An 11,153-nucleotide genomic window follows, 5' to 3' on the forward strand; every position below is an offset into this window, starting at 1 on the left:
CCCCTGATGGAGCGCCGCGCAGCAGCCTAGCCGATTGTCGTAACTATTGCGCCGGGCGCCGCCAGGTTGTTGAGCGATACCCTAGCTCACTAGGCTGACTGGCGACAAAGCTATTACCTTAGCAAGGCGGAGCGGCATCCCGTTGCTTCGCTTCTGACACACGTAGCGGGCTGGCCATGGATGTACTAAAGCGCAATAACGTTACCGTTTTCGGGGAGGGAAAACAGGCCATGGTGTTCGTGCATGGCTTTGGCTGCGACCAACGCATGTGGCGGCTGGTGGCCCCCGCTTTTGCGGCGCGCTACCAAGTGGTGCTGCTCGATCTGGTTGGGTCGGGCCAATCCGACCTAACGGCCTACGACCCCGCCCGGTATAGCTCACTCCAGGCCCACGCTGATGATGTGCTAGCGGTGCTACATGCGCTCAATCTGCGCGAGGTGGTCTTTGTGGGCCACTCGGTGAGCGCCATGATTGGCTTGCTGGCCGCCATCCAGGAGCCCGATTGCTTTGCTCAAATGATACTGGTGGCGCCTTCGCCGTGCTACATCAACGATGGCAACTACTTCGGGGGCTTCGAGAATGCTGACATTGAGGAGCTACTGGTGGCCATGGACGAAAACTACCTGGGTTGGTCGAGCATCATGGCGCCCGTAATTATGGGGCACCTCGACCGCCCGCAGCTTGCCGCCGAGCTCAATAATAGCTTTTGCCGGACCGACCCCACCATTGCCCGGCACTTCGCCCGGGTCACGTTCCTGTCCGACAACCGCCCCGACTTACCCAAGGTGCACACACCTTCGCTGATCCTGCAATGTGCCCACGATCTGATTGCGCCCACTACCGTCGGCACATATCTGCATCGACAGCTCGTCGGTAGCCAACTGCTTGTGTTAGAGACTTCCGGCCATTGTCCGCACCTAAGCGTGCCGCAGATAACGGTGGAGGCTATTAATCGTTTTCTAAACACTGGCGTATGTAGACAGTATGAGTGAAGCCGACGACGAGCTATTACCGGAGCTTGATTTGCGCCTAACCCAGGAAAACCTGGAGGACCTGTACGAGCACGCTCCTTGTGGCTATTGCTCCTGCCTGCCCGATGGCACGTTGGTAAAACTCAACCACACGCTGCTAAACTGGCTTGGTTATACGCGCGAAGAACTCGTGGCCCACTGGTGCTTGCAGGACCTATTTACTATCGGGGGGCGCCTGCACTACGAAACGCACTGCGCGCCTTTGCTGCTGCTGCAAGATCAGGTTCGAGAGATTAGCTACACGCTGCGACGCAAAGACGGCAGCACGCTGCCTGTGCTGATGAGCGCCGTGCTCGTGCGCGACCTCGACCAGCAGCCGTTGGTGGTGCGCATTACCCTGTTTGATATCACCGACCGGCGCCGCTACGAGCAGGAACTGTTGCGCGCCAAAGTGCAGGCCGAAGAGCAACGCGAACAGCTGGCCCAGGCCAACCAACTACTGGTCAGCAAGAATGAGCAGCTCACGCGCATCAACGCCGACCTCGACAGCTTCGTGTACACGGCCTCGCACGATCTGAAGCAGCCCGTAACGAACATGGCGGGGCTATTTCAGGAGCTAAAGCGCACGGCTTCCTTCCACGACCCCGAAGCCAACGGCATGATGAGCATGTTCGAGGAAGCTTTGCAGCAAATTCTGGTCACAATTCAGGGGCTGACGGAAGTGGTGCAGCAGCAGCGGGAGCCCGAGCAGGTGGCATCCGATGTAGTAGAGCTACAGCCCTTTGTCGAGGAAATCATCCGCAGCTTGCAGCCCGGCGAGCAAGCAGCCACCTTCACGCTCGACTTTGCGGCGGTACCTAGGTTGCGCATGTCGCGGGCTAGCCTGCACAGCATGTTGTACAACTTGCTCAGCAATGCGCTCAAGTACGCCGAGCCTGCCCGGACCCCGCACATTCGGGTCAGCACGGCCATGGTGAAAGACAAGGTGGTGCTCAGCGTGCAGGATAACGGCCGTGGCATCAACATGGAGCGGCACGGAGCGGAGCTGTTTCAGTTATTCCGGCGGTTTCACCCCGGCGTAGCGGGCTCGGGCGTCGGCCTGTATTTAGTTAACCGCCTCGTGCACCAGGCAGGCGGAAGAATAGAAGTTGATAGCCAAGTAGGGGAAGGTACCACATTCCATATTTACCTGCCCCAATAGCTAGGCGCAGGGAGGGTGCAAAGCATTGTGCAGCAGGCGCAGCCTCTTACCGAAAGGAAGTGCCACTGGCGATTTACCAGCGCACCATCCTGCTATAGCAGGCAGCCTACGACGCATTTTCAGCTGCTGGCTGGAACGAGGCTAGGTCATGCAGTTTGCCCCAAGGCTACTGAGAATCCATTGTTCCAACCAGCTGTAGAAAGCATCAGCTAAAATACAAACGGACTAGCCCACGGGCTCGGCCGCATAGGCGGGCGCTGCCGCACTGGCCTTCGTTTGCGCGAGCTGCCATTCGGGCTTCAGCATGCTCATCTCCACCAATGACCAGTACTCTTCGCCGTAGCGAACCACGTCGCGCAGCGTACCTTCTCGGTGGAGGCCAGCACGTTGGTAGCACCGGATGGCGCTGTGGTTGAAGTCGTACACGCCCAGGCTGATCCGATGCAAACCTAGGTCTTCAAAGCCAAGAGCCAGGATGGCTTTCACCATAGCCTGCCCGTATCCCTTGCCACGGGCACCCGTGTCGCCGACCAGCACGCGCGTGATGCGGCCCGCCCCGTGGTAGCGGCTGATACTGCCCAGGGAAATATGCCCGACGGTCTGGCCGGTGCTCGTGTCAACGGCTTTGTAGACAAAGGCTTCAGAACTGGCTAGGTCGTTGGTGTCTTCGATATACCAGTGCAAGCTGTCTGGGGTGAGGGGAAAAGAGAACAGGCCGCCCGACCACTCCTTCAGTAGTCGTTCGTTGTCAATCCAGGAAATAAGTTGAGAAAAATCGGCTTCTGTGAAAGGTTCTAGTATAATCATAACGCAAGATAAGCTGAACAGGAGCCAGCACAAAGCCACCTACGGCTGCGAGGGGCTTTACGTCCCTGCCGAGGCACTACAGGCTGGTTTGGATGGTAGGTGAGTTGCAGACCTAGGTAGTAGGTCTTCTTTCTATACTACAATTCTAACGCCTGGTCAGTGCCGACATCTCGCACTTTTGCGCGATTATTTTCGAGAGGCCTTTGCCGTCCTATTCGAAGCGGCTGGCCTAGCTTTCGGGACTGGTGCGCACGGCGTAACCCAACAGCATCCAGGCGCCGGTCGTGTAGCAAGCATCGAACAGCCTAGTGCTCCCGCTGTTGCCTAGGCCCCCATACACCAGTGCGACGCTGGGCAGCCAACACCCTACCAGCAACGGCGCATAGCGGCGCCACCCTAGTAGCCGCTGGGCACGCAGCGCTCCAATGCCGATAGCCAGCATCAGCAAGTTGCTAATCGGCCAGAACACGTCCAGCGCCCGGTAGAGCAGCGTCCAGGCGTTGGGGTAAATAGCGTAGTAAATATTCCACAGGTTGGCCAGAAGCAGGGTGCTAAAAATGACGTAGAGCACGCCGCGACCAAAGCCGTCGGTGCCCGTAGCGCGCAGCTGGGCGAGGCCGAGCAGGCTGCACATCCAGGCCGAAACGTACACCAGCCGGAGCACGCCATCGAGGTAGAAAGGGTGGAGCCAGTGGTTGTCCCAGATGCTTCCCCAGCCCATCGTCAGCGCCAGGAAAGGTGCCCCCAGCATGCCCATCGTGCCGAAGGTTTTGGCGCTGAAGTAGAAATCGAAAGAGGGGCGAGGAAGCCGCACGACAACGCCTCCGACCGGGTCTTGCATAGCTGCTGAATTGGTTGGCAAAGATGAAAGACAAAGGTACGCCGCACTCAAAGGCACAACAATCGCATGATAATGTGGGGGTTGCGGCTAGTGGCTTGCCGCACAGCCTAGTAGCATATTCTCCCTAGCCCTGGCTGCTTAGCGCAACAGGCGCAGCGTGGTATCTAGGCGTTGCGTGAGCAGGAGCTGCTGGTACTGTTTGCGGAGCGCGGCTTGCTGTTGGCGCTGTTCTCCCTTTTTGAAGAGGCGTACGCCATACTTGACGCCCGGCGAAGGGCGGTTCAGGTTGACGTAGGTGAGGGCACGGTTGGGGCGCCGTAGGGCTTCTCCGCTCTGGATGCGTTCGATGCGCTTTTCATTATTGCCAAACAGGGCCTGCAAAGGACTCAGACCCACGTACAGATTGGCGCGCCCATCTAGGCCGTAGCGGCCGCTCACGTGGAGGTCGGAGAGGTTGCTGTTCAGGTGCAGCGACGGAATCAGGAGCTGGCCCCGATCAAGGATAAAACGGGTGCTCACCGGCTCAAAATACAAGTGGTTGGTGCGCTCGTCTTTCAGAAAACGCAGCGCTTGCGTAAGCGCTTCCACGTCAATCAGCTCTAGGTTGCGCAGATCGGTGCGCAAGTACCCTAGGGTCTGGTCGAAGTTGGGAAGGAAGTCGGCGTTGAGGTCGGTGCGAACGTCGGCGGCGCAGTGCATAGAGCCACGCACATTTTCGCCCTTCATCACATTGAAGTGCATCGCCGTGGCCGCCGTGAACAGCTCCGGTAGCTGAATATTGTCGAGCAGCATCTGCACGTGTAGCGGATGGTGCTGCCGCCCGGCGTTGGTGCGCATAAAGCCGCGCAGCTGGATCGTGCCCTGAAAAGCGTCGAGTGAACAATCCTCCAGGCGGGCGGCGCCATCCCGCAAGCGCGACACCAGCCGGAAGTTGTGGCCCGTGACGGAAGCGTAGCGTACCTGGTCTGCCTGCACGCGCACCATGGCCGTCAGTACTCCGTTTGTCAGCATGGCCGCGGCACCCTGGCGGTTCTTCGAGGGCGCCGCTACTGGCTGCGCGGTGGACGCCTCGTTGTCATCGTCGGGGTTGATGCTGGCTAGCAGTTTCAGCAGTTCCTGCACATCGAGGGTGGCGTAGCGCAGATCTAGGTTAGCGTCGGCAGCTTTGAGATGGGTGCCGGTTACCTGCGCCGATGCCGTAGCGCGGCCCCACCCCCCACGGGTAGTGCCGAAGGTCAGGTAGGGCATGCGCAGAGTATTTTCCTGCTTATCGAAACGCACCTTCAGGCCCTGCAAGTTTTCCTGCCCTGGGAGCTGGACGTGGTCTATTTGGCACGTTATGCGACCGTTGGCGGCCAACAGCAGCTCCCGCAGCGCCGGGCTAGCTGGTGCCTTGGCCGAGCGCTGCGGCGGGCGCGCCATTTTCGCGACTAAGCGGCGGTAGTTAATGGTGTTGAAATGAACGCCCACCTGAAAGTCGACGGGTGCCACGCGGTTGGTGGTGTCAGTCGACCAGGCTACGAGGCCTGTCACTTGCCCACCCCACACTTGTCCGGCTAGGTTAGAGAGTTGCACGTGCTTGCCATCGTGACGCACCGTGACGGCTAGGTGGTGCAGCGTATCGGTGGGCAATACGAGCTGGTCGCAGCGCAGCGATACATTGAGCTGCATTCCCGGCGGGAAAAGGCTGGCGCCTAAGTTGGCCGTATTCGTGAGGGGCTTGGCTCTGGCTCGTTTGCGGGCTAGGCCCGATGTGCTAGCGGATTGTGAAGCACTATTCTGAGGCCGTAACAATTCACGCAAGCGCCCCACCAATAGCTTATCTATCGAAAAGCTGCCGCTGATTTTGGTAATGGGTTGCTGGCCGGTAAGGTATTCCAGCAAGTTGGTAGTGGTGGCGGTGGCCTTGAACCGCATGTGGTCGAGCACACCCGAAGCATCCGACAATTGCCAAACACTGTTATCGAGCCCAATGCGCACGTTTAGCCCCGACATATCCGCGTCGCGGTCGAGGAGCACGAACGAGGCATCGCGCAGGGCCACCAGCCCGCGCACCGACAAGTTTGAGCGGTGCGCTACCGGTGTGCGGCGGCCGGGCGGCGGGGGCAGCAGGCCGTGCAAGCGTACATCGAGCTGGGCCGTGCCGTGCCGAGCCCGCCACAAGCCCGGCGACACCACTGCCGCTAGCTCCGGCAGCTCGGTGCGGCCCATGATGTGGCCATCGACGAACGGACGGGCAAAGTCGTGCAGGTGCATGGCAATGTCGAGCTCCCCGGCCGAGGAGTAGATGCGGCAATGATCAAACGTGAGGCTGGTGGTGCGGGTGTTGTGGCCGGGGCCGTTGTCGTAGGTGCCAGCGAGGTCCCAGCGGTCGATGCGGCGGGTGGAGTCGGGCCACTGCAAGCTAGCGCCACGTAGCGCAAACTTCAATACGTTGCGGGTGCTGATGGTAGGGCCGTTTAGCCCCGAGATAGTATACACGATATGAGCCTTGCTCGGGCTGCTTGCGCCCGCCAAGTAGGTGTGCAAGCTAGGAGGCAGGGCTGTATATAGTACCTCCGTGAGGGGTTGTTTGCCCTCAAAACGCAGGTTCATGCGCGTACCGGCTTTCTCGTAGTCGGTACCGGTGTGGGTGCCACTGACGTGGATGGTGTCGTCGTTAAGCGTGGCCCACGTATTGGAAAAGGAGCCCTGCCGCTTTTTGAAATCGAAGCGGTAGTTAGCCCACGCGTTTACGGGCTCTTTTTCAAACAAGGTGGTGCTGCTGTTACGCAGGTAATCAATTTGCGCATCGAGGGCACCGCGAGCATCAAGGAAGCCCTCTTGCACGCGTACGCCGAGGCTGGCGCGGCGCACGCTCGCCCCAAACGAGCTTTGCGCGTACTCGTTGCGTGTCCGCATGCGAAACTGGTGCACAATGAGTGAGTCGAGCACCAGCGTGATTTCCGGGCCGTCGCCGCGCTTCTTGCTGCGGTGTTTGCTGTGTAGCCCCCAGCTGTGGCCCAGGGAGTCAACCCGTTCCTGAAAGAGTACGTCGCTCACTTCGAGGCGCGTAACGCGCACGCGGCCGCGCAACAGGCCGGCTAGTTCTAAGCGCAAATCAGCGCGGCCAACGCTAAGCACCACTTCCGGCTGCTGATAAGTGGTATCGGTCAGGCGCAGACTGTGCAGCGAGGCCGTGACGTGGGGAAAGTCGCGCCAAGGAGAGAACTCAATAGTAAACGGAGCTACCACCAAGCTGGAGTTACGGCTAATTCGTTCGCGCACAAGCCGCTCCAGGTAGCGTCGCCCATACGCCGAGCCGATCAGCCAAGCCGCTAAGCTCGACGCTAGTACTACCAGCAAAAACCCAACGACGAGCAAACGCCGGAAAGAAAACCATTTCATACAAGCAGGCTGTGGGCTCCGGCACCGGGGTGACGAACAGCAGCCTTCCTGCTACTTCCTGTCGAGCCAGAATCTGATGGCAATACGAGAAATAAGCGGAATTGGTCGAAGTTGAACGCACTCGTCAGCACGCAGCCTCGTCCGCGTTCGGCCGTTAAGCGAAGTAATCCCTGGGCTGTATTTTTAAATAGCTCACTTTCAAGATACTATGCTGGCGGCTGGCGGTGCGGCCTAAGTATTTAAGCGCGAAGCATATTCAGCCACGAAGCACAAGCTCCTTAGAACGTATCGTGGCCGGCGGCGCCTAGGTCTTTCAATGCGTCGCGCAAGCCTTCCGGTTCTGCAATGAGCTGTGCTACATGCGCCAAGTATTCGGCCTCGGCGCGCAGGTGGCGCTTAAGCTGGCGCAGCTCGGCTTCCTGCTTTTTGCCGGTGCTGCCCGCAAAGCCATTGGGGCCGTACTTCAGCTCGTTGAGCTGCTGTTTTAGCTCCGTTTGCTGCTGCTGCAAGGCCTGGGTGTAGCGTGTGAGCAGGTTGTCATCGGGCGACTCGGCGGAGTCTTCAGCTAGGAGTTGGAGCAATGTGTAGAGGTCGTTGGCCTCGTATGCCTCCGTGATGCGCTGCATACGGGTCGTTTTCACGGCGGCGCGTTCTGGGTCGCGCTCCAAGTCGGGGTGATTGACGCGGGCTAACTGCCGGTACACCGTTTTGGTGTTCGAGAGCAGCCGCTGCTGTTCTTCGCGCGCTTGTTGGGCCGCTACTTCGGCAGCGCGCTCGGCTTTGCTTTTGCGTTTGATGCGGGCTTGGCGGGCTGCTTCTTCCGGTGAGCTAGGTTCGGCGGCCGGCGCAGGCTCTTGGGGGTGCAGCGGCTTGGTGGAGGGGTCGTACTTCTGTAAAATCTCTGCTTCGTCTTCGCCAAAACGATCTTGCAGCGTGCGGGCGTTGCCTACAATTGCCTCCACAATCTGCCGCTCCTCGCCGCGGTTGAAATAACCGAGTAGCAGCGCTTCTTCTAGCGGGGCATAGAGTGCGCGCCGCGCCGCCACTACCGTTTGCGCCAGCGGCCCCACCTGCTGCCAATACCGGCGGCGCGCTTCGGCCTGCTCCGTTTGCAAGTCGCGCAGGCGTTGGCGTAAGCTCTCTACGTCCTGCACTGCTTGTTGGAAAGCTTGTTGAGCCGGAGACCTAGGTGCTTCCGCTGGCTGCTTAACGGGTACATGCTGCTCGGCAGGCAGATCGACGGCGGGGTTGTGCAGATTCATAGAGACAAAAATAGAAGAGAAAAAGCCGAAGGAGGGAAGCTAGGTTCTCGGTTACCCAAACAGCTCGTACGCCACCTGAAACGTGTTGCAGTGTGCGTCTACGATGTCGCCGATGCGCTCGGAGTAGCCGCCGCCCATGCTTACGGCCACCGGCAAGCGGTGTTGACGGCAGAGGCCTAACACGAACTCGTCGCGCTGCCGGCAGCCGTCTTTGGTGAGGGCCAGCTTGCCGAGCTTATCGGTGGCTAGCACATCGACGCCGGCTTGGAAGAAGATAAAATCGGGCTGCACGTGGTCGATTAGGCCCGGTAGCGTATCGCGTAGCAAAGCTAGGTAAGCCTCATCGGTCATCCCCAAAGGCAGCTCCACATCAAGGTCTGATTGCTCTTTGCGCAGCGGATAGTTGGCGCCGGCGTGCATGGAAAAGGTGAACACCCTAGGTTCGTGGCGGAAGAGGCTAGCCGTGCCGTCGCCCTGGTGCACATCGAGGTCAACGATTAATACTTGCTGGGCTAGGCCGTGGTGCAGCAAGTACATGGCGGCAATAGCAATGTCGTTGAACACGCAAAAACCTTCGCCCCGGTCCGCAAACGCGTGGTGGGTGCCGCCGGCTAGGTTCAGGGCCACGCCGTCGCGCAGGGCATGCCGCGCCGATTGTAGTGTGCCGGCACTACTACTCAAGGAACGAAGCACTAGCCGTTCGCTCTGCGGCAACCCGAGGCGACGTACTTCGGCGGCCGAAAGCTGCTGGTCGCGCACTTTGTGCCAGTATTCCACGGTATGCACGCGCAATAAGTCTTCCTCAGGGCACAGGCCAGGGTCATAGAAATCGGTGGGTGGCGCGATGCCTTGCCACAACAGTTGCTGATGAATCAGCTCGTATTTGGCAATGGGAAAGCGGTGGCCGGCGGGGAGGTCGAGAACGTACCGGTCGGAGGTGGCGAGGCAGGGCATGCGGTGAAAGAGCAAAGGGCAGGTGGCTCAGCGAGGAAGCTAGAGCTTGACTGCAAGACAGGTCTTCATACGCAACGGAGCTAGGTGGGGTAGGAGAGGCCGCGCGCATTGCTTTGCCGCATGGCGGAGATGGTTGGTCAAAACCGATGTAGAGACGCAACACTTTGCGTCTTGTCGGTGAACAAGCTACCTGCAACGACGGCCTATGTAAACAACATCAATAACGCGAGGAAACGCAAGTACGCGTCTCTACACCGTTCGGCTAGCCAAAATTGAACACCTTTTCATGAGCTGTCCAGAACCGGACAGTTACCGTTCACTTATGGACGAAGTTGAAAGTTGATTTTCAATGTATTATGCTGATTATGAGAAGCTTTAGCAGATGGCATGGCTATTGGGTTACGACCTATACACATTCATACTAAAACCCTATAAAATGAAATTTCTGTTCGCGCTGCTCGTGGTCTGCTTCCTGTTCCCACGCTCAGGATGGAGCCAGGGAAAACCCACCCAGATTATGCTGCTCGGCTGCGCCCATCTGCGACAGATGTACAACAAGGACAACCCCAATACCGATGTACTGACCGCCAAGCGCCAGCAGGAACTGGCCGACCTGATCAGCCGCATCCGCAAGTTTCAGCCCGACCTCATTGTGGTGGAGCGGGTACCTGAAGGACAAGCCTCCCTCGACAGCACTTACGCGCTGTACGTAAACAACAAGCTCCAACTCGCCGATATGGAAGATGGGCGGGGCGAGGAATACCAGATTGGTTTCGCGCTCGGTAAGCAGCTAGGGCTCAAACGAATTGTGTGCGTAAATGCACCTGGTGGTACTTCACAGAGCATCCTGAGCAACGGCCAGAACATCAAACTCTACCAAGAAGAAGGTGTGCAGATGCGTAAGCTATCCACGGACAAGCAAACCGAGCTAGACAATGGCAAGCTAAGCCTCGCTGACTATGTCACCTACATAAACCAGCCCGCTATTACGCAGAAACTTCATCACTTGCGCTATATCATGCCTGCCCGTGTCACCAATGGCCACTTTACCAACCCTGATGCCATGGTGGACACTGCCTTCGTGAACCCCCGCTACATCGGCGCTGAGCTGACGTCTATCTTTAAAAACCGCGACTATAAAATCTACTCCAATATCGTGACTACACAGATGGCGCAGCAGTCGAAGAAAGTGCTGGTCATCATCGGGGCGGCGCACATTGGCTCCTTACAAAGCATTTTCCGCGACGATCCGGCCTTTCAGCTGGTGCCCGCTACCAATTACCTAGGCAAGGTGCGAGTGGCAAGCAGCGCCGTGCAATAGCTCGCTCTGTTCTCGGAAAAGACTCTCTAGACCGTCATGCTGAGCTAGCCGAAGCATCTCTATCGCAGTGGTAATCAGATTTACTTCGGTGGGAGAGATGCTCCGGCTAGCTCAGCATAACTCAGAGAAGTGTGCATTAGCTTCAACAACCAGTTAATAGCTCGTGTTATTTTATGCGTAACAAACCTTTTGCTATGTGCTATTTCGAATTCAATTAATAAGAATTACTTGCAGTAAGATGATTAGTTTTATCTGCCTATAACTCGAATAATTGCCTCTAATAAAAAAAAGTAAAAATATTTTTCATGAGATATTGACTTTAAGAAAATAACCTTTCTATATTTGTCACGTTCAAAACACAAAACCTAACGCGACTCCAAAGTCAACCCTCGTCATGCGGCGCCACGAA

8 protein-coding genes are annotated in these 11,153 nt (G+C 58.0%); 3 read left to right on the top strand and 5 right to left on the bottom strand.

All coding sequences use genetic code 11. The features are described from left to right. The first annotated feature begins 176 nt into the window (after positions 1–176). Together BXP70_RS11065 and BXP70_RS11070 are read left to right on the top strand one after the other, a co-directional pair. Positions 177–992, top strand: a complete 816-nt coding sequence (locus BXP70_RS11065) for an alpha/beta fold hydrolase (RefSeq protein WP_086594121.1) — start codon at positions 177–179, stop codon at positions 990–992. After that, positions 985–2,172, top strand: coding sequence for a PAS domain-containing sensor histidine kinase (locus tag BXP70_RS11070; RefSeq protein WP_086594122.1), 1,188 nt, complete (start codon positions 985–987; stop codon positions 2,170–2,172). Before BXP70_RS11065 ends, BXP70_RS11070 begins: the two co-directional genes overlap by 8 nt. Before the next feature lie 225 nt (positions 2,173–2,397). On the opposite strand, the gene BXP70_RS11075 is transcribed toward BXP70_RS11070, so the two are convergent. The 5 genes from BXP70_RS11075 to BXP70_RS11095 all read right to left on the bottom strand — a co-directional run bounded on the left by BXP70_RS11075 (position 2,398) and on the right by BXP70_RS11095 (position 9,423). Next, the gene (locus BXP70_RS11075) at positions 2,398–2,979 is read right to left on the bottom strand and encodes a GNAT family N-acetyltransferase (RefSeq protein WP_086594123.1); all 582 of its coding nucleotides are present in this window, start codon (positions 2,977–2,979) and stop codon (positions 2,398–2,400) included. A gap of 229 nt (positions 2,980–3,208) precedes the next feature. Then, positions 3,209–3,820, bottom strand: coding sequence for a hypothetical protein (locus BXP70_RS11080; RefSeq protein WP_086594124.1), 612 nt, complete (start codon positions 3,818–3,820; stop codon positions 3,209–3,211). Positions 3,821–3,958: 138 nt separating this feature from the next. Beyond that, entirely contained in the window at positions 3,959–7,207 is a 3,249-nt protein-coding gene (locus tag BXP70_RS11085; RefSeq protein WP_086594125.1) for an AsmA family protein, read from the bottom strand. A gap of 278 nt (positions 7,208–7,485) precedes the next feature. Beyond that, positions 7,486–8,469: a J domain-containing protein gene (locus tag BXP70_RS11090; protein WP_143436456.1), complete on the bottom strand. Its 984-nt coding sequence runs from the start codon at positions 8,467–8,469 to the stop codon at positions 7,486–7,488. A gap of 51 nt (positions 8,470–8,520) precedes the next feature. Then, complete coding sequence (locus tag BXP70_RS11095) at positions 8,521–9,423, bottom strand: histone deacetylase family protein (RefSeq protein ID WP_086594201.1); 903 nt, start codon at positions 9,421–9,423, stop codon at positions 8,521–8,523. Between the two features lie 436 nt (positions 9,424–9,859). Here BXP70_RS11095 and BXP70_RS11100 point away from each other — a divergent pair, with 436 nt between their 5' ends. Beyond that, a complete protein-coding gene (locus BXP70_RS11100; RefSeq protein WP_143436457.1) occupies positions 9,860–10,744 on the top strand; it encodes a DUF5694 domain-containing protein in 885 nt (294 codons plus the stop codon). Positions 10,745–11,153: the final 409 nt, after the last annotated feature.

The organism is Hymenobacter crusticola (genome assembly GCF_002154225.1).
Classification (GTDB): Bacteria; Bacteroidota; Bacteroidia; order Cytophagales; family Hymenobacteraceae; genus Hymenobacter; species Hymenobacter crusticola.

Excerpts from the sequence above, each read along its gene's own strand:
- BXP70_RS11090 (WP_143436456.1), bottom strand. The coding sequence starts at position 8,469 with ATGAATCTGCACAACCCCGCCGTCGATCTGCCTGCCGAGCAGCATGTA.
- BXP70_RS11095 (WP_086594201.1), bottom strand. The coding sequence starts at position 9,423 with ATGCCCTGCCTCGCCACCTCCGACCGGTACGTTCTCGACCTCCCCGCC.
- BXP70_RS11065 (WP_086594121.1), top strand. The coding sequence starts at position 177 with ATGGATGTACTAAAGCGCAATAACGTTACCGTTTTCGGGGAGGGAAAA.
- BXP70_RS11070 (WP_086594122.1), top strand. The coding sequence starts at position 985 with ATGAGTGAAGCCGACGACGAGCTATTACCGGAGCTTGATTTGCGCCTA.
- BXP70_RS11080 (WP_086594124.1), bottom strand. The coding sequence starts at position 3,820 with ATGCAAGACCCGGTCGGAGGCGTTGTCGTGCGGCTTCCTCGCCCCTCT.
- BXP70_RS11075 (WP_086594123.1), bottom strand. The coding sequence starts at position 2,979 with ATGATTATACTAGAACCTTTCACAGAAGCCGATTTTTCTCAACTTATT.
- BXP70_RS11100 (WP_143436457.1), top strand. The coding sequence starts at position 9,860 with ATGAAATTTCTGTTCGCGCTGCTCGTGGTCTGCTTCCTGTTCCCACGC.
- BXP70_RS11085 (WP_086594125.1), bottom strand. The coding sequence starts at position 7,207 with ATGAAATGGTTTTCTTTCCGGCGTTTGCTCGTCGTTGGGTTTTTGCTG.